General features: G+C 72.3%; 16 protein-coding genes and 1 pseudogene. 6 read left to right on the top strand and 11 right to left on the bottom strand.

Annotated features, from left to right (window positions below):
• Positions 1 to 398 precede the first annotated feature (398 nt).
• Positions 399 to 530: a hypothetical protein gene (locus DP939_RS48700; protein ID WP_263972322.1), complete on the bottom strand. Its 132-nt coding sequence runs from the start codon at positions 528 to 530 to the stop codon at positions 399 to 401.
• Between the two features lie 285 nt (positions 531 to 815).
• Here DP939_RS48700 and DP939_RS15965 point away from each other — a divergent pair, with 285 nt between their 5' ends.
• Entirely contained in the window at positions 816 to 2,255 is a 1,440-nt protein-coding gene (locus DP939_RS15965; protein ID WP_113981474.1) for an alpha/beta fold hydrolase, read from the top strand.
• Positions 2,256 to 2,313: 58 nt separating this feature from the next.
• Here DP939_RS15965 and DP939_RS15960 read toward each other — a convergent pair.
• Positions 2,314 to 2,544, bottom strand: a pseudogene (locus tag DP939_RS15960) (amidohydrolase family protein); the annotation flags it as partial.
• Between the two features lie 569 nt (positions 2,545 to 3,113).
• Between DP939_RS15960 and DP939_RS15955 the strand changes: the two are divergent.
• Positions 3,114 to 4,235, top strand: a complete 1,122-nt coding sequence (locus tag DP939_RS15955) for a serine hydrolase domain-containing protein (RefSeq protein WP_158578589.1) — start codon at positions 3,114 to 3,116, stop codon at positions 4,233 to 4,235.
• 257 nt (positions 4,236 to 4,492) lie between these two features.
• Here the strand turns inward: DP939_RS15955 and DP939_RS15950 are convergent, their stop codons facing one another.
• Positions 4,493 to 4,876 (bottom strand): hypothetical protein, encoded by a 384-nt coding sequence (locus tag DP939_RS15950; RefSeq protein ID WP_113981471.1) that lies wholly within the window; start codon positions 4,874 to 4,876, stop codon positions 4,493 to 4,495.
• Between the two features lie 223 nt (positions 4,877 to 5,099).
• Here DP939_RS15950 and DP939_RS48695 point away from each other — a divergent pair, with 223 nt between their 5' ends.
• Positions 5,100 to 5,234 carry a hypothetical protein gene (locus tag DP939_RS48695; RefSeq protein ID WP_263972321.1) on the top strand — a complete coding sequence of 45 codons (135 nt, stop codon included), beginning with the start codon at positions 5,100 to 5,102 and terminating at the stop codon, positions 5,232 to 5,234.
• A gap of 452 nt (positions 5,235 to 5,686) precedes the next feature.
• Here DP939_RS48695 and DP939_RS15945 read toward each other — a convergent pair whose 3' ends face one another.
• A complete protein-coding gene (locus DP939_RS15945; protein WP_113981470.1) occupies positions 5,687 to 6,118 on the bottom strand; it encodes a hypothetical protein in 432 nt (143 codons plus the stop codon).
• Between the two features lie 190 nt (positions 6,119 to 6,308).
• Here DP939_RS15945 and DP939_RS15940 point away from each other — a divergent pair, with 190 nt between their 5' ends.
• Together DP939_RS15940 and DP939_RS15935 are read left to right on the top strand one after the other, a co-directional pair.
• Positions 6,309 to 7,214, top strand: coding sequence for a hypothetical protein (locus tag DP939_RS15940; protein ID WP_147268010.1), 906 nt, complete (start codon positions 6,309 to 6,311; stop codon positions 7,212 to 7,214).
• Positions 7,215 to 7,307: 93 nt separating this feature from the next.
• On the top strand, positions 7,308 to 8,438 hold the full coding sequence (locus DP939_RS15935) for a Kelch repeat-containing protein (RefSeq protein ID WP_113981468.1): 1,131 nt from the start codon (positions 7,308 to 7,310) through the stop codon (positions 8,436 to 8,438).
• Positions 8,439 to 8,467: 29 nt separating this feature from the next.
• Here DP939_RS15935 and DP939_RS15930 read toward each other — a convergent pair whose 3' ends face one another.
• The 7 genes from DP939_RS15930 to DP939_RS15900 are packed head-to-tail and all read right to left on the bottom strand — an operon-like array spanning position 8,468 to position 16,763.
• Complete coding sequence (locus DP939_RS15930) at positions 8,468 to 9,502, bottom strand: pyridoxal-phosphate dependent enzyme (protein ID WP_199565190.1); 1,035 nt, start codon at positions 9,500 to 9,502, stop codon at positions 8,468 to 8,470.
• Positions 9,499 to 10,260: an enoyl-CoA hydratase/isomerase family protein gene (locus DP939_RS15925; protein ID WP_113981466.1), complete on the bottom strand. Its 762-nt coding sequence runs from the start codon at positions 10,258 to 10,260 to the stop codon at positions 9,499 to 9,501. The genes DP939_RS15930 and DP939_RS15925 overlap by 4 nt, the downstream gene beginning before the upstream one ends.
• Complete coding sequence (locus tag DP939_RS15920) at positions 10,257 to 11,750, bottom strand: AMP-binding protein (RefSeq protein WP_113981465.1); 1,494 nt, start codon at positions 11,748 to 11,750, stop codon at positions 10,257 to 10,259. The genes DP939_RS15925 and DP939_RS15920 overlap by 4 nt, the downstream gene beginning before the upstream one ends.
• Positions 11,747 to 13,099 (bottom strand): S41 family peptidase, encoded by a 1,353-nt coding sequence (locus tag DP939_RS15915; RefSeq protein WP_113981464.1) that lies wholly within the window; start codon positions 13,097 to 13,099, stop codon positions 11,747 to 11,749. The genes DP939_RS15920 and DP939_RS15915 overlap by 4 nt, the downstream gene beginning before the upstream one ends.
• Positions 13,096 to 15,108, bottom strand: coding sequence for a S9 family peptidase (locus DP939_RS15910; protein ID WP_113981463.1), 2,013 nt, complete (start codon positions 15,106 to 15,108; stop codon positions 13,096 to 13,098). Before DP939_RS15910 ends, DP939_RS15915 begins: the two co-directional genes overlap by 4 nt.
• The gene (locus DP939_RS46970; protein ID WP_113981462.1) at positions 15,092 to 16,018 is read right to left on the bottom strand and encodes an electron transfer flavoprotein subunit alpha/FixB family protein; all 927 of its coding nucleotides are present in this window, start codon (positions 16,016 to 16,018) and stop codon (positions 15,092 to 15,094) included. The genes DP939_RS15910 and DP939_RS46970 overlap by 17 nt, the downstream gene beginning before the upstream one ends.
• The gene (locus DP939_RS15900) at positions 16,011 to 16,763 is read right to left on the bottom strand and encodes an electron transfer flavoprotein subunit beta/FixA family protein (protein WP_113981461.1); all 753 of its coding nucleotides are present in this window, start codon (positions 16,761 to 16,763) and stop codon (positions 16,011 to 16,013) included. Before DP939_RS15900 ends, DP939_RS46970 begins: the two co-directional genes overlap by 8 nt.
• Positions 16,764 to 16,882: 119 nt before the next feature.
• Here DP939_RS15900 and DP939_RS15895 point away from each other — a divergent pair, with 119 nt between their 5' ends.
• Entirely contained in the window at positions 16,883 to 18,037 is a 1,155-nt protein-coding gene (locus tag DP939_RS15895) for an NAD(P)/FAD-dependent oxidoreductase (protein WP_113981460.1), read from the top strand.
• The last annotated feature ends 13 nt before the right edge of the window (positions 18,038 to 18,050 follow it).

Genomic DNA, 18,050 nt, shown 5'->3' with positions numbered 1-18,050 from the left:
CCGGTGCTGGTCGTCGCCGCTGAAGGTCACGGACGCCGGGCGGTCGCCTTCGCCCGTCGGCGGTCACGTATGTCGCGGCGGCGTACCCGTACCGACTGCCGATGTAGGCGCCCGCCACGGCACACGTGCCCGGCTGGACCGGCGGCGAACTCGGCTCCGGCTGTCCCGGCGGGTTGATTTTCGGCGGTCTCGGCGGGGGTGAGCGGCTTACCGCCGGTGAAGGCGGCGTAGGGAGATGACGCTGCCCGCGGCCCAGGTGTGGGCCGGGTCGTTGTCGGTGTACTCGCGCAGCCTCCCCGTGGAGCCTTCGGTGCGGGCCCCTGATCCCGGCGTCCTCGGGCTGGTAGGTGCGGACCATGCCGAGCGATGTGCAGTTGGTGTCGGAGTAGCCGTAACGCTCACCGGGGCCCCGGTGCTCTTGGCCTTCGCGACGGCTTCACCATGTCGATCGGCTCATAGCGGGGCGTGTCCCACAGGGACTTGTCGATCTTTCCCTCCCTGACCAGGTACATCACCACGACGGCGACCATGTGCTCGGTCTGCGAGCCGGCGCGGTAGCGCGCATCCGTAGGGATCTTGCCGCCTTGTCCGTCGCGGGCCGTGAACCCGCCGCCCCCTTTCCGGCGAGCCTGCCGTCGGCCGACGCCTCGGCGACGGAGTTTGCACCCCCGCCGATCGGTGGGTGCCGTGGGGCACGGCGGGAAGGAGGAGGCCCCTCCACCGGGAGTGCCGCGGGCAGGCCCCCCCTTGCGGAGGAGGGGGAATGCTCCTCGCGTAGGAGGGTGGGCGACAAGAGCGTACCTAGGCTCTGATGAATGTTCACCTCCCTCGCCGCCGCGATCATGATGGCGTCCACGCTCACCGCGCCGGCCACCGCCCAGCCGCTCCCCTGGTGCCCTCAGATTCCAGGTCACCAGGTCGAATGCGGGACGATCACGCGCCCACTGGTCGCGGGACGGCCCAAGCTGGGCACCACTCCGGTCGGCTACGCGCTGGTGCGCCGAAGTGCCCTTGACCGCCCCGCGAGCGGGACGATCTTGGGAGTGCCCGGCGGGCCGGGATTGTCGTCCATCTCCCTGACCGGCTTCTTCGCGGGCCTGACCGGCTCGCTGCTCGACCGCCACGACCTGCTGCTCGTCGATCCGCGAGGGGTCGGGGCCTCTGGCCCCCTCTCCTGCGGCGCGGAGCCGCTGAGCCTGCTCAAGTCGCGTGAGTGGCTGATCGATGTCGTCGGACGGTGCGGAAAGCGGCTCGGGGCCCGCGCCGCCGGTTACACCTCGGCGGCCACCGCCGACGACCTGGACGCGGTCAGAAAGCGGCTCGGCGTCGGCCGGGTCGACCTCGTGGGCGGCTCCTATGGCAGCTACCTGATGCAGGTCTACGCCCGGCGGCATCCGGCGAGCGTCAAATCGATCGTGCTCTCAGGTGTGCTGCCCGAGGATCTGGACGTGCTTCAGCGCCCAAGCGCGAAGGCGGTGCCCGGCGTGCTGCGCGCCATCTGCCGGCGCAGCGGCTCCTGTGACGGGGACGCCACCGTGCGGGACCTGCGGACCTTCGCCGCCAAGCTGCGCCGGCAGCCGGTGGTGCTGGACAACAAGGTGACGTTCACCGAGGACAAGCTGGCCGGTCTGCTCTTCCAGAACGCCAGTGCGGGAGTGGGCGGGCGCCCGGGCGCGCGGACCCTGCTCGGCAGGTTCCCCGCCATCCTGAGGGACGCCGCACGCGGCGACTACGCCCGCCTCACCGAGGCCGTCGGCGAGACGGAACGGGGTCCGAGCTCGTTCACCGAGGCGCTGTCGATGGCGATCGCCTGCAACGACTTCCCGGCGGCCTGGTCCAAGAGCGCCCCGATGCCACGCCGGGTGAAGCAGCTCAAGGCCGCTCTGGCCGCGCAGGGCGACGGAGCGGTGCTCAGCCCGGAGGCGGCGGCGTCGGCCCGCTACGCGTTCGGCGACTTCTGCCTCGGCTGGCCCCGCACTCGGGACGGCGGCCAGGCCGCCGACGGCGCGCTGCCCGATGTACCGGTGCTCGTCCTCAACGGCGACCTGGACGCCAACACGCCCTCCAGCGACGCCCGCAAGGTGTCCGCCCGGTTCCGGCGCGCCATTTTCGTGAGCGTGCCCAACACAGGGCATCTGCCGTTCGTCGAGCCGTCGGGCTGCGTCCGGGGCATGATCGCCGCCTTCGTCACCTCGGGCGGCCCCGGCCCGCTCACCTGCCTGAGCGGCATCCCACCGATCAGCGTGGACCGCTGAGCCGGGACGGACGAGGAACACCGTGTCACCGGACGGCGAACGCCCCCAACCGGCTCCATCAGCTGTTGTTCGGAGCCGTCGCCGGCCGGTGGGCTACCGCCGGGTCCGATCCCTGCCACCGGCCGTTGAAGGGAAGCCGCCGGACGGTCTTCCCGCCCACTAGGGTCAGCAGCACCCGGGTCCCGGCGATCTGTTCGGCCGGGACCCTCGGCACGTCGCGGTTCAGCACGATCAGATCGGCGAACGTGCTCCGTTCGAGTGAGCCGGTCACGTGATCCAGGCGAAGCTGGTGCGCCCCCGTCGATGGTGATCGCGCGCAGGGCCGCGATCCGCGACAGCCGCTGCGCGGGCTGGAGCGGCCACCGGCCCGCGTCCGCCGCTTTCCGGTACACCTGGTAGACCGGTTCGCTCGCCTTGGCGTCGAGAAAGGTCGTCACGCCCTGGGCGTTCAGGTCGGCCGGCGCAGCCGTCCCTTCGACGTACTGTTCCATGTTGAGCGGTGGGGCGAACCTGAACAGCAGGTAGATCGCGGCGTCGTACGGACGGCCGGTGGGTTCGCCGCTCGCGTCACGTTCGATCCGCCCATCCGGCGCGATCGTTCTCATGGCCGATCCGGCCGCAAGGCAGCGCGAGGTACATCGCCGTGGCATCGGCTGATTCGTCTTTTGCGGTGGCGCTGAGCGCCATTTCCCCGGCCCGGAGCGTTTCCTGCTACGGGTTTGTTTCGGCACACCCCGCCGCGCTGTGGAAACGTCCCTCGCTCCTCCGCCGGGGTGAGGGGGACCGGCCATGCGGGGGTGTGCCGAATCCTTCCATGGGCGGAACGGCAGGGCCGGTCGCGCATCTAGCGTCGATCAGGTGAGAGATGCACGAGAGAAGAAGATCCTCCGGGGACTGCTCTGCGCGGCGCTGGCGCTGGCCACCGCGGCGACCGTGTCCCCGGCCGCCGCGTCCGCCGCCTCGGATGACGCGCGGCTGCAGAAGGGCCTGGACGCGATCCGCGCGGCGGGGGCCGTCGGAGTGATCGCCGAGGTACGGCTGGAGGGCCGGGTGTGGCGTGGTTCGGCCGGCTCGGTACGGCTGGGCCGGCAGGTGACCCCGACCGGGAAGGAACGCTTCCGCGCAGGCAGCGTCGTCAAGTCGTTCGTGGCGACGGTCGTGCTGCAGTTGGTGGCGGAGCGCAGGCTCCGGCTCGACGACACCGTGGGCGACCTGCTGGGCGTGGGCGAGGACAAGGTGGAGCGGGCGGACAAGATCACCGTTCGCCAACTGCTCACGCACACCGCCGGTGTCCCTGAGTACCTGCCGGAGGGCGAGCCGCCCGGCGGCGCGCTGGCCAACCGCCACCGCACCTGGCGGCCAGCGGAACTCATCGCCCTGGCACGACGCCACCCGCGACCGTTCGAGCCGGGTGCGCAGCAGGTCTACTCCAACACCAACTACGTCCTGCTCGGCATGATCATCAATCGGGTGACCGGCCGCGACTTCGGTACGGAGATCCACCGGCGCATCGTCCGCCCGCTCGGCCTGAAGGACACCGAGGTGCCCGGGAGCCGCCCGGCCATCAAGGGCCGATACCTGCACGGGTACCTGAACGGTTCGGACGGCGAACCGGTTGACATCAGTGCCTACAACATGACCGTCGCCGCCGGTTCAGGAAATCTGATCTCCACCGACGCCGACCTCAACCGCTTCTTCCACGCCCTGGCGACCGGCCGTCTGGTCCGGCCCGCCCTCGTGCGCCTGATGACCACCGGCAAGGAGTACGGCATGGGCCTTGGATTGATGCCCACCCCCTGCGGCCTCGCCATCGGGCACACCGGCACGGCCTACGGGTACCAGACGATGTCCTTCCACCTGGCGAACGGCCGGCGCCAGGCGTCGATCTCCTACACTCCGCGCACCGGCAGGGAACTCCAGGCCACCAACGCCATGTTGTGGAAGACCCTCTGCCCCTCCATCGGCCGAGCGCCGAAGTGAGCATCGGGAGCGCGCGGCGGACCGTCGTTCTTTCGTCATGACGTGATCGAGGCGGGTTCGGCCGGGCCCCGGGACGTCTGTGGGCGCCCCGGGGCCTGCGGCGGCCATGGCACAGATCTTCTTCATGAGGGGTTTTAGCGAGTGGCCTTTGGGGCTTGACGAGCCCGGTCTCGCCTGGGTCCCTGGGTTGTTCGACCACGTGATCACGCAGGTCAGCGGCGACCCAGCGGGTGAGTTCATCCAGCACAGAGCCGGTACTAGGCAGGAGTGCCGTTCACCGTCACCTGGGTCCCGTCCGGCACCTCCACGACGTAGGCGGCCGAGCAGTCCTGGTCACAGTCGAAGGAGACCCGTAGTCTGTCGTCCTTCCACGACTCCTCGTGGTGCCGCTGCCCCGTCCATTGGAGCGTCCGCGCGACGTTGACCTGACGGGTGGCCCCCCGGGTGACCACCGAGATGCGCACCTGACCGTCGGTCTCCACGGCGACGCGGTCGCCGGCCAGGTTGTAGATCGAGCTGGTGCGCTCCGACTGAGCGGTGGGTTCGGGGCCGGGATCGCGGCCGTGGTAGTAGATGACCCCCGCGGTCGCCACCGCTGCCAGCGCGGCCACTCCGGCGAGGGTCCGCGGTACGGCCCTCATCGGGGCATCCTGCTGTTCGATCCCATGTCGCTCATAACGGAACGCTAACGGCCGGGGCGCCGATATGCATCGTTCCACGGTATAAATGCACATCTCCTTCTGAGGTATTGCCCGCCCCCTCCGCGTGGGGGAGACCGGTGCTGGAGCGGTGGGCGGACACGACGCATGCGAAACACCGGGCGAAGCCGAGCGGGCGAGTAGAACGTCCGGTGAGCGCGGCGGCATGCCGACCGACTACGCCGCTCTGGTCTCCGCCGGACGGCAGGTGCGGCTGCTGGTCGGCCGCGGACCCATGGCCGCGGCCTCCACACCCGCGATGGCCGGGCCGACGCGTTCGCCATGCCGGACACCGCACTAGTCGGCCGGCCGGCACCCTCGGGCGTGCGGTCGTTCGCCACCGGCGCCGTGCTCCGGCGACCCGCACGGCGACTACTTCCCCGCGTCTACGATGCCGACACGCGTGACCGCCGGTCAATGTGTACGACGGCATCATCGGGCCGCAGGTCTCCAGCGGCGCTCGCCCACGCCTCGGTCCCTCAGAGCACGGGGTCTTCCACGACCGTAAGTGAGCACTGGACCACGGCGCGATCAGCCGCGGTGCCCAGGCGGCCGACACGCCGGCGGGTTTCCTACGGGCGCTCCCCAGCGTTGAGGCTGATCGCCTCGTTCAGTGAACCTTTTTCAACCTCAAGTTCCTTGGTCAGGGGTGGTAAGTGGGGTTCCGTGCCCGCATGACCAGGCGTCCTGCCGGGCTACCGTGCCCGGGGCCGAGTCCGGTGGAGGCGCCCCTGACCTGGTCCAAGCGACCGGTTAAAAGAGGTTCAGTGCGCGCAGGGCGTCATCGTATCGGTGACGGTCGAACCGGAACGGGCCGAAAGCCGTATAGTCGCGGGTCCTGCGGTGGGGTTGCTCGAAGGAGTCCCAGGTCACGAGGTCGGCCGTCGCGGTGATGCGGGCCATGAGCGGCCAGCACCCCCAATCACCGCATTTACAGCCGAGGACGGGTTTCTTCGGCCCCGTCGCGTCGGCGGACCGTCCGAGGAAGTGGTCCGGCATCGGGCCGAACCGGAAGGAGCGCGGGATCAGGCCGCCGTAGGCGTCGCCTGCGGGCCGCATCCCGGCCGTGATCTCGAACCTGTCGATCAGCTCGGTGAGCGGTACTCCGCCGATGTGGGGAACGATCATGAGCATGCCGCTGTCGTCATGTCGCCGGCAGTCGAACCGGATCTCATCGTCGATCACCCACTGATCGTCCCAGCGAAGCCGTTCCCTCCTCCCCCGGATCGGCGGATGCTGGGTCTGTGCCTGGCATGCCGGCGGTCGATCGCCGTGCTGCCGGTAGCCGGCCGGGCTCGCCGGGAGGGGTCCTGGAGGTTCGGCCGGATGATGTCGGGTGGCTGGGCCGAAGCGGTGGGCAGAAGGGGCGGTGCCGGTGAAGATGAGGATGGGGCGCGTCGTCGTGCTGGCGGCCGGGTTCGCGCTGGTCGCCGGTGGGTGTTCCTCGGGGGCGGCGGGCGGCGGCGGTTCAGCGAGGGCCACGCCTGGCACCTCGACATCCGCCGCGCCGAAGCCCGCCGTACCGAGGCAGGCGTCGGTGAAGTGGGCCGATCGCATGTGTCAGGTCACGAAGCTCCTCGCGACGATGAAGAAGAACAGCGCCCACGAAGTCGCGGACATCGCGGATCCACCCGAGGACGCGCTGATCGGACCCGACTTCACGGCCATGGGTTACCTGTCGGAAATGTCGTCGTCCCTCGATGAGGTCGCGAAAAAGGTCGGCGAGGTGCGGCCGTTGGGCATCGCCCCCGCGGACCGGCTGCACGACGACCTGGCCAAGGAGATCGAGAGGGTCCACCTCGGGGTGACCGGGCTGAACGATCCCGGCGAGCTCGCCGACCCCATGGACGGCTCGGCCGACCGGGCCGAGCGCGTCGGCAGGCTGATCGCGTCCCTGGAGACACCCCGGCCCGGCCTGGCCGCGGTGACCGCCGCCGAGCCGGAGCTGTCGGCCGCCTACCGCCTCGCACCCGGGTGCGCTCCGCCCAAACCGCTGCCGAGGGCCGCGGACGGCACGAACGTCGGTGCCTGCAAGGACGGGACCTGCGAGATCCTGGTGAAGAAGCAGACGCGTCTCGTGGTCCGCGGATGGACGCTGCGTGTGTCGCTGACGGAGGACAAGGCCACGGTGCGCAACCACGACGCCGACGGTGCCGTGGGGGAGATCAGCATGGCCGCCGGCGGACGCGGGACCTTCGCAGACGGGAACGGCGCCGAGGTGACCATCCGAGCCGTTGCCGTCAACAAGGACGGGGCCGTGCTGAAGATCCGCGCGAAGTGACGGCGCGCGCCGATTCCGGGCCCGCGGTTCGGCTGCGCCCGAAGCCGCCGTGGCCGTGGTCGCGTGGCCCGTGCCCTGGTAGCTTCTGCGCGCATGCTGTGCCGTTGGAGCCGGCTCGTCATCGTGTGCGCCGTACTCCTCGCCGCGGCCGGGGTCTTGACCGGGCCCGAGGGGTTCCGTCCGCGTGGGGTCAGGCCGCTGCCGGAGGCCGGGCTGGTGGCGCGCGGCCATCACACGGCCGTCTGGACGGGCGGCAAGCTGATCGTCTGGGGCGGGGACGACGGCCGGCGGGCGCTGGGTGACGGCGCCGTCTACGACCCCGCCCGCATGACCTGGACTCCCCTGCCGCCCGCGCCCATCCGGCCCCGCAGCCACCATGCCGCCGTCTGGACGGGAAAGGAGATGATCGTCTGGGGCGGCACGCCCGAACCGGCGCAGGGAAACGCCGCACCGCTCGCCGACGGCGCCCGCTACGACCCGGTGACCGGTACCTGGCGCACGATCTCCAAGGCACCCGTGCCGTCCATGCCGCAGGAGATCCGGGCGGTGGGCCTCCCCGGCCATATGGTGGTCGCCCGGGGGAACGTCATCCTGGTCTACGACACCGCCCGGGACCGCTGGCGGACCGTCGTGCTGGACGGTGGCGAGCCCGTCCGTGACCTGGTCGTCGCGGGCGAGCGGATCATCGTCGTCACCGCCGTCCAGGCCCCGGGCACCACTCCCGGCTTCGCGTTCGGCGTCCTGACACCGGCGACGGCCGAACTCGATGAGCTGTACTACGTGCCGTGCCGGCGGCCCGTCGGCCTGGGCGCGGCCTTCGACGGCTCCATGGTGTGGGTGCTCATCGAGCGGGAGGACGGTGGCAGGCTCTACCGGGTCGATCCGGACCCCCGGGCGGGCCGTGACGACCCGCCCGGGGCCGAGCCCGTTCTCGAGGACGACCGGGTGGAGGCGGACCCCGATGTCCTGGACGCCGACGGCATGTCCGGCCCCGTTCGTCCCGGCCGCGCCGGGCCGGCCGGTGGCGACTCGCTCTTCTGGACTCCCGCCGGGCCGCTCGCGGTGACCTCCTTCGGCCTCGCCCGCTACCTGGTCGCCTCCCGGAAGGTGCAGGTGGACCGGGACACCCTCCGCCGTTGCGGTGGCGCGACGGCCGTGTGGACCGGCACCTCCCTCCTGGTGTGGGGCTGTGGCACCGGTCCCGGCTGGGAGATCATCTTCTGAGCCGTACGCCCATGGACAGCCGCCGCCGGCTATGCGGGATTGGCGGCCCTGCCCTCGGTGCTGATGAGGACGAGGGTGGAGTCCGGGCCGACGGGCAGGGCGTCCCGGTGTTCGGTCAGGGCCGCGCGGGCTCCGGCGAGGGCGGCGGCGCCGCACGGCCCGGAGGAGACGCCGAGCGCGGCCAGCTTTCCCGCCGCGACGGCGGCGGCCGCGTCCGTCACGGTGATCGCGGCGTCGAGTCCACCGCGCAGGTACGGCCAGGCCAGGGCGGATGGGGTGCCGCAGTTGAGTCCGGCCATGGACGTCCGGCCCGTCACCAGGGTGATCTGCCGGCGCCGGGTGAGGCTTTCCAGCAGGCAGGCCGCGGCGACGGGCTCCACAGAGAGCAGGGCCGGGGCGGGGCCGTCGGGGCGGCTGCGGTAGTGGGTGACCGCGGCCTGGGCGAGCGAGCCCACGCCGACCGGGACGGCGACCAGTGCGGGCGGAGCAGCGTGCACCAGTTCGAGCTGCCGGTCGATCTCGGCGAACATCGTCGAGTAGCCCTCGACGATCCAGGCCGGGATCCGCTCGTAGCCGGGCCAGGCGGTGTCCTGCACCAGGAGCGTGGCGGGCCGGGTGGCGTCGCGCGCCGCCTGGAGTACGGCCTGGTCGTAGGTGCCGCGGACGGCGGTTACCGTCGCGCCTTCGCCGCTGATGGCGGCGACGGCGGCGGGATGGACCCCGTCAGGGGTGTAGATGGTGGCGGCGTGGCCGCGCAGCCGGGCGGCCCGGGCCAGCGCGCGGCCGTGGTTGCCGTCGGTGGCGGCGACGAGCCTGACCCCGGACGCGGGTTCGGCCCGGTGCAGGGCCCAGCTCACCCCAAGGATCTTGAACGCCGGAAGCCCCAGGCGGAAGGACTCGTCCTTGACGAACACCCGGCCGACGCCCAGCTCGCCGGCCAGGGACGGGAGTTCGACCAGCGGCGTGGGCGCGTACCCGGGCAGGCTCGCATGGAAGGCCGCCACCTCGTCCGGCGCGGGCGCGCAGGTCCATGAGCGGGCGGCGGGACGGCAGTACCATCTCATCGGTCGCTCCCGATCGTCAGCCTGGGCAGGAGATCCGTGGCGCGCAGGCATTCCAGCAGGCCCTCGGTCTCCAGCGCGAGGACCTGTTCGAGGTCGAGATCCCAGCTTCCGCGCAGATGCCGCTTGATCAGCGCGATGGGCGTGCGGGCGGCGGATCCGATCGTCTCGGCGAACGCCAGCGTGGTGGGGAGCAGGTCTTCCGCCTCGACGACGCGGCTGACCAGCCCGGCGGCGAGGGCGTCGGCCGCACCGAGTTTCCTGCCCGTCAGGAGCAGGTCGGCGGCCAGGCCCTGCCCGACCAGCCGGGGCAGGTGGTAGAGCACCCCGTTGGTCGGGTAGAGCCCGCGGCGCGCCTCGGGGAAGGCGAAGGCGGCGGTACCGGCGGCGAGCCGCAGGTCGCAGGCGATGGCGAGCTCGGCGCCCGCTCCGACCGCCAGGCCGTTGACGGCGGCGATGATGATCTTGGAGTGGCCGGCCGCCTGCCGGGTGAGGTCCTGGAACTCACCGATCCAGGCCGCGATCTCCTCCGCGCCCGCCGTCGTCAGGTGCGCTTCGGCTTCTGTCAGGTCGACGCCGGAGGAGAAGGCCCGGCCCGTGCCCGTCAGGACGACCACGCGCACACGGTCGTCGTGCTCGGCCTCCTCCAGGGCCTCGCGCAGGCCGGCCAAAGTGCGCCGGCGCAGGGCGTTGAGCGTCTCCGGCCGGTCCAGGCCGATCACCATCGCGACACCTTCGCGGGTGAGCCGCAGGTCGTTCACCTCTGCTCCTGATTCAAGTCGTGTTCGTTCTCCGGGCGGGTGCGCAGCAGATGCTTGGCGACGCGCGCCGAGGGCGTCAGCGGGAACTCCTCGACGAATTCGACGTAGCGGGGGACCTTGAAGGCCGCCAGCCGCTCGCGTACGAACCCCGCCAGTTCCGCCGGGTCGGTGTCCTGGCCGGCCTGGACGAATGCCTTGACCTCCTCGCCGCGTACCGCGTCGGGCACCGCGACGACCGCCGCGGCCCGCACGGCGGGATGCCGGACGAGCACGGCCTCGACCTCCGCGGCCGCGATGTTCTCGCCGCTGCGCCTGATCATGTCCTTGCGGCGGCCGACGAGGCGATAGAAGCCCCGGTCGTCGCGGGCGGCCAGGTCTCCGGTGTGCAGCCAGCCGTCCCTGATGGTCCTGGCCGTCGCCTCCGGGTCGTTCCAGTAGCCGGTCATCATCGGGACGCCCCTGACGGCCAGTTCCCCGTCGACCAGCCTGACCTGCTTTCCCTCCACGGGCACGCCGATGACGCCGCTGCCGACGCTCTCGGCGTCGTCCAGCGGGACCCACAGGTCCACGCCGGTCTCGGTCATGCCGTACGCCTCACGCCACGGCACTCCCCACCGCGCCTCGAAGGCGGCGTGCAACTCGGGGACGATGCCCGAGCAGAGCACGACCCGGACCCTGTGGTAGAAGTCCAGCGGAGAGGGAGGCTGTTTCAGCAGGTAGGTGGGCATGGTGCCGAGCAGGTAGAAGAAGGTGACGCCGTGCTCGCGCACCGTCGGCCAGAAGGCGGAGGCGGAGAAGCGCGGCATGATCACCAGGGGGATCCCGGCCATCAGGCAGAGGATCGTGTTCCACTGGGGGTCCATGTAGGAGAAGGGCTGGGCGGTGAGGTCGACGTCGTCCTCGCCGACGCCCAGGTGCCTCATCGTGAGTTCGGCGATCCTCAGCCAGTACCCATGGGTCAGCATGCAGCCCTTCGGAAAGCCGGTCGTGCCCGAGGTGTACTGCAGGTTCACCAGGTCGTCCGGTCCGATGCCGGGCAGCTCAAAGGCGGCCGGGGCGGCGGCGATCGCCGCGTCGGCGTCGAAGACGTGCGGCAGGTCGCAGGGGGCCGCCGCGCCCAGCAGGCCGGCCTGCCCGGCGCCCGCGGCCAGCAGCGCGGCGGCGGACTCCGGCGTCCCGGCCAGGGCCAGCACGGGTTCGGAGTCGCCGATCAGGTGGGACAGGTCCGCGCTGCGACTGCCGGTGTTGATCGGCACCATGATGGCACCGAGCTTGGCGATGGCCAGCCAGGCGACGGGGAACTCGATGCCGTTCGGCAGCATGACCGCGACTCGGTCGCCCCGCCGTACACCACGGTCCCGCAGTACGTTGGCCAGCCGGTTCGTCAGCTCCTCCACCTCGCCGACGGTGACCGTCCTGTCGCCGAAGCACAGGAATGGACGGTCACCGGCCGTCTCGGCCCTGCTCCTCAGCAGGCTCCCGAGGTTCATCGCCCGCCTCGCAGCACGCGCAGCGCGCGGTCGAAGGCCGAGTCACGGTCGGCGGCGAACTCCTCCTCGGTGAAGACCGGCGTGCGGATGTGGGGCGGCACCCCGGCTCCGTCGTAGGTCGTGCCCGCCTTGGTGAGGAACTCCTCGTTGGGCACCCAGAGCTGCATCCCGTTCGGCAGTGTGCGCTGCATGATGTCGGAGAAGACGCCCTGCGTGGGCTGCCCGATCCGTACCGTCCTGCCCGGCCGCTCCATCATCGCCTGGGTGAAGGTCTCCCCCGCGCTGACCGTCGTGTCGGCGGTGAGGAGGGCGACGGGGCCGGTGTATCCGGTGGCGGCGGGTTTCACGGTGATCCGCTGCGGCGGGGTGAACTTCGCCGGGTCGTCCGGGTCGTTGCGGGCCCGCTTGTGGTAGGCGAGGTACGGCTTGGCGGTCAGCCGGGCCGCGAGTTGCAGGCCGAGCATGTCGAAGCCGCCCGGGTTGAACCGCACGTCCACGATCAGGCCGCGCAGCGCGCGGATCCGGGCCGGGGTGAAGATGCCGTCCAGCGCCTTGGCCAGCACCGCCGAGTCCGCGAGGAAGTCGAAGTCGTCGCCGGTCGCGTACCCGTAGAACGAGGAGACCCGCAGGTAGCCGATGCCGCCGGGCAGGTCCGCGTACCGCAGGTGGCCGGAGGCGTGGTCGCGCCCGCGCCCGCCCAGGTCGCGCCGGTCGATGTGGGCCTTGACCTTCCGCCCGAACGCGGCCGTCGTGTCCCTGGTCCCGGGCCGGAGCCCGGCGAAGAACCGCTCCCCCGCGATGACGGCGGTGTGCGCGTCTCCCAGCGGCTCGATCATGTCCCGGAAGATCGTGAAGAGCTGGTCGGGTGTGGTGTCCTGGCCGACCTTGGGCCGGTGGCGGTCGCGTACCTCGGCCCAGTCGACGCCCTTGCTCGCGAAGAACGGGTAGTTCTCCGCGAAGGTCCGCCAGAACATGTCGAAGGCCGACACGGGGTCGGACGGCGGCGATTTCGCGCAGGCGGCCGGCAGGCCGCCGATGCGGATGAGCCCCCGCTCGCCGGAGGAGCCGCTTGCCAGCATCCTGGCCCGGCGGGCGTGGGCGCCCGGGCGCAGGGTCAGCACGGTGCCGTCGGACAGGGTGTAGACGCCGCGTTCGGCCTGCTCCTTGCCCACGTCACCGGCGACGCAGCCGGTCGCGGTCGTCTCGTACAGCCGGAGCCTCCCGTCGCCGGCCGACACCACCATGCTGTAGCCGTCGGTCCGCCAGATTCCCTCGGTGGGGGCGGCGCCGGCCGCGGGGGTCAGCATGCCGGCAAGGGAGCCGAGTGCCACGAGGCTGCGAAGGATCATGCTTTTCGCCTCTCGGAGTTGAGCTGTTCGTGCAGGAAGGTCGTCACGGCCCGCTCGTAGTAGGCGCGGGCGGCGCCGCGCGGGTGGTGGTCCACCTCTGGCATGAGCACCAGGTCGTACCGCTTTCCGGCGCGGACGAGCGCGTCGATGAGCTTGACCGTGGCGGAGAAGGGCGCGTTCACGTCGCTGGTGCCCGCGATCACGCACAGCCGTCCGCGCAGGTCGCCGACGAGCCCGAGGTTGGAGGCGGCCCGGTAGCCCTCGGAGTTGTCCTTGGGCAGGGACATGTACGGCTCGATCGCCATGGCCAGGTGGTCGTCGAGGTCGGCCACGGGCATGCCGGCGACCCCCGCGTGGTAGAAGTCCGGGGCGGTGAGCATCGCCCGGATGGTCATGTAGCCGCCCCACGAGTGCCCGAAGACCCCGACCCGGTCCAGGTCCATGTAGGGGCGGGTGGCCGCGGCCTGCCCGATGGCCGCCACATGGTCGGGGATCTCGTGCCGGCCGAAGCGCCGGTGCACGACGTCGTGGAACTCCTTGCCGCGGCCGGGCGTGCCCCGGGCGTCCACGACCACGCAGACGAATCCGAGCCCGGTCAGTTCGTGGACCAGCGGCGTCCTGGTCTGCGCCCAGCGGCGCGGCACCCAGGTCTCCTGCGGCCCGCCGTACAGCAGGTCCACCACCGGGTACGACGCGGCGGGATCGAAGTCCGATGGCAGGTAGACGAGGCCGTGCAGCGTGGTACGTCCGTCGGCCGCGGTGGCGGTGAACTCCTCCGGTGGCCGCCACCCCGGATCGGGCGGGTCCTCGCGCAGGACCGCGACCAGGGCGCCTTCGGCGGTGTGCAGGCGGGCCACAGGCGGCTGCCCGGTCGAGGAGTGCACGTCGATGTAGAACCGGCGCGACGGGCTGAAGGTGATGTCGTGCACGCCGTCGCCGCCGGTCAGCCGCCGCAGCCCGCCGCCGTCGAGCCCGACCCGGTAGAGGTGGGTGTCGTACGGCCTGCGGTCGTCGGCGGCGGCCTTGAAGTACAGCGTGTCCGCCGCCTCGTCGACGGCGACCACGCCCTGCGCGGGGGTCTCGGGGGTCATCGGCTCGTAGTCGAGGTCGATCCCGGCGACGGGCAGGCCGAGCTTCCCGGTCAGCGGCGTGCAGGTGCCGCCGTCGGCGGAGTAGAGGTACAGACCGGCGAGCCCCGAGCGCTCCGACCGCAGGATGAAGCGCCCGGAGGGCAGCGGTACGACGGCGTCGGCCGCCAGGCCGAAGGCGGACGGCAGGAAGGAGCCGACGCGTTCCTCCAGCAGCAGGTCGCTGCGGCCGTCCGGATCGGCGGCGTAGTACCTGAGCCGGTTGCGCGCCCGGTTGATCGTCACCAGGCGCAGCCGTCCGCCGTGGAAGCCGAGGAAGGCGACGTACTGGTCCGGTTCGGGGCCGACGTCCACCGGGCGGGCGGTGCCGTCCCCGGTATGGATGACGTGCGGGAGCATCTGCGGGAGCGGCCCGCCCGTCCTGGTGTAGGGCACCCAGTCGATCTCTTCCCACGGGCCGAGCCAGTGCACGACCGGCATCCGGCGTACGCCCCTCAGGTCCAGCCGCACGACCGCGATCAGCGTGCCGTCGGGCGACCAGGCGGCGCCGCCGCTCACCCAGGGCAGGTCCGCCGTGCCGGTGCCGGTCAGCGGTTCGACGCGGTCGTCGTGGGTGTGGCGCAGGCACAGGTCATGGCCCGACACGCCCAGCGCGAGACGGCGGTCGGGGCTCAGGATCTCGGTGACCGGCGGGTCTCCGGCCAGCGCGCCGAGACCGAGCGTCCGCGCGGTGATGACCTGCTCGGACGCGTCGGCCAGGCGGCCGGACTGCGGGTCCAGCCGAAGCCCGTGGTCGCCGTCGGCGAACTCCTCGCGGGTGATCTCCCCCGTGGCCGGGAGGACCCGGACCAGGCGGGAGCCTTCGAGATAGCAGAAGGAATCCCCGTCCGGGAGCCAGTACGGGTCATTCAGGGGAGCCATCGAGCCTCCTCAGCAGTTCGTCGGCGACCGCGTTCGCGTCCGCGACCACGACGAGATGGGCCATGCGGCAGATCGGCGCCTCCGGGTCGGTGTTGACCGCGACCACCCGGCGGCTGGCGCGCATGCCGGCCAGGTGCTGGACGGCGCCGGAGATGCCGAAGGCGAGGTAGAGGTCGGGGGCCACGCTCGCGCCCGTCTGCCCGACCTGGTGGCCGAAGGCCACCCAGCCGCTGTCCACGGCGGCCCGCGAGGCGCCGAGCGCGGCCCCGGTCCGCTCCGCCAGCCTCCGGTAGCGGTCGATCTCGGCGGCGCCGCCGACGCCGCGGCCGACGCTGACGATCGTGCGGGCACCGGCCAGGGGCACCATGCCCGGCGGCGTGGGCAGCGCGGTCGCCGTCAGCGCGGAGGGCGTGGAACGTTCCGCGCTGACCTCCACGACGGGTGCGGAGCGCAGCTTACCCGCCTCCGCGACCTGCGGGCGTGCCGCCACCCTGGCCAGGACGATCACACGGCCCCCGGGACGGACGCGCTGGGTCAGGACGTGGCCGCCGTCGAGCACCCGGCGGTCGCAGGCCAGCCCGCCGGGTTCGGCGCGCATCGCCTCGATCCCCGAGACCAGCGGCGCGTCGAGCGTGACCGACAGCCATCCGCCCAGGTCCCTGCCCGGTCGTGTGCAGTCGAGCAGTACCACGGCCGCGTCCGGGATCAGGGACGCCAGGGGCGGCCCCACGGACGCGGGATCCGTTCCGGTGACCTCCGGGGCGAGGACGACCCGATCCGCGAGGAGGTCGCCCGCCGGGCCGGTGTCCCCGAGCAGGACGGCCATCCGGGGCGGGCCCTCCGGCGCGACGTCGAGCAGCGCACGGGCCGTGGCCGCGTCCCACGCCACGACCGCGACGAGGTCAGCCATCGCGGCGGTCCGTCCCGGCCAGGAGGGTCAGCAGCTCCGGCACCGCCTCGTCGAGCCCGAGCACGCGGGTCTCGCCGCGTTCGAGGGGCCGCGCGTGCACCCCCGCGTCGGCGACGGCCGGCGCGGGCACGTCGAGCCCCAGGTCGGCCGCGCTGAACACGCGAGGCGAGGCGGACCTGGCCGCGAGGACGTCCCGGAGCCTGGGGCGGCGCGGTTCGAGTGCGCCGTCGACGAAGGACAGGACCGCGGGCGGGCGTACGGTGACCCGCTCGGACCCCGATCCGGTGTCGCGCAGCGCCGTCAACACGCCCTCGCCGAACTCCGCCTCGGCCGCCCCGCTCACCAGCGGCCGGCCGAGGCAGGCGGCCAGCGCCCCCGGCACCGCGCCCGACGAACCGTCGGCGCTCTCGTAGCCGCAGGCCACAACGTCGGCGCCGATCACTCGGGCCAGCGCGGCCAGGGCGCGGGCCGTGGTCCGCACGTCGGCGCCCGCGAGTGCGTCGTCGCTGATCAGAAAAGCCTCGCCCGCGCCCAGCGCCAGCGCCTGGCGCAGCGCGCTGACCGCGGAGGCGGGGCCCATCGTCGCCACGCACACGCGGGCGTCCGTCAGGCGCAGCGCCCATTCCAGGGCCACCTCGTTCACGGTGTCGAGCCGATGCGACAGTCCCTCGCGAGTCAGGGTGCCGCCCCTCAGCCGGAGCTCGGCGGGTACGTCCTTAACCGGGACCAGGATCGTCATGGTCATGCGAGCCAGGCTAGGAAGCGCCCGCCCGCCGACGCGCCCGACAAACGACGAACACACCCGGCGAACAAGGCGACATTCGTCGTGTGACAGGCCGCCGGGCGCTCTCTAGCGTTGCGGAGATGAAGCAAGACGTGGCCATCATCGGGGCTGGAGTGCACGGCGCGTCGGCCGCGATCCACCTGGCCGAACGCGGCGCCCGCGTCGTGGTGCTGGAGAGGGGCACGCCCGCGGGCGGCCCCACGGGCCGGTCGAGTGCCGTCGTGCGCGGCTACTACGTCAACGACTTCCTCGCCCGGACGACCCGCGAGTCCATCGAGCTGTTCCAGCACTTCACCGACTGGACGCACGGCGGCCGGGCCGGTTTCCGCACCACGGGCGCGCTGTTCCTGCACGGCGAGGAGGACGGCGACCGGGTCCATGATACGGCCGCCAGGCTCAACGCCATCGGCACGAGCACTGAGGTGCTCGGCCGCGAGCGGCTGGCCGCCGAGTTCGCGCACTTCGCCCTGGACGGCCTCGGGTGGGGCGTGTGGGAGCGCGACGCCGGGTACGCCGACCCCGCCGGGACCACGCTGGGCATGCTGGCCAGGGCCCAGCGGCTCGGCGCGGAGGTGCGCCAGGGCACGCGCGTGATGGCCGTCGAGACCGACGGGACCGGCGTGCTGCTGCGCACGGACGCCGGCGACCCGATCAAGGCGGACCGGCTGCTGGTGGCCGCCGGCCCGTGGACCGGTCCGTTACTCGCCGGCATCGGCGTCCGGCTCCCGCTGCGCGCCGAGCGTCACATCATCGCGACCTACGGCTGGGGCGAGGCCGCCCCGGTGCCGTACGTCTGGGCATCGATGCCCGACGGCGTCTACGCCAAGCCCGACCAGCGGACCGGCTTCCTGCTGGGCACGCTGTGGCCGGAGGACGAGGCGGATCCGGACGACTTCGACGAGGAACTGGCACCCGCCGAAGCGCTCCGCGTCACCGAGGCCGCCGTCGCGCGGATGCCGCAGCTCATCGACTCGGCCGCCGCCGGCGGCTACACCGGCCTGTACGACGTCGCGCCCGACTGGCAACCGTTGATCGGTTACGTGACCGAGAACGTCGCGGTGGTCGCGGGGACCGCCGGACACGGCTTCAAGTGGGCGCCCGCCCTCGGACGGCACGTCGCGGACCTGCTGACCGGGGCGCCGGCCGATCCCGGCCTGGCGCAGTTCGCGCCCGACCGGTTCAGCCGGGGCGCGCTAGTGGACGGCGGGTTCGGGGCCGCCAAGATCATGGGCTGAGCCCATCCGGAGG

Origin of the sequence: Spongiactinospora rosea (assembly GCF_003315795.1) — a bacterium.
Classification (GTDB): Bacteria; Actinomycetota; Actinomycetes; order Streptosporangiales; family Streptosporangiaceae; genus Spongiactinospora; species Spongiactinospora rosea.
This window is presented reverse-complemented; position numbering and strand designations above follow the sequence as displayed.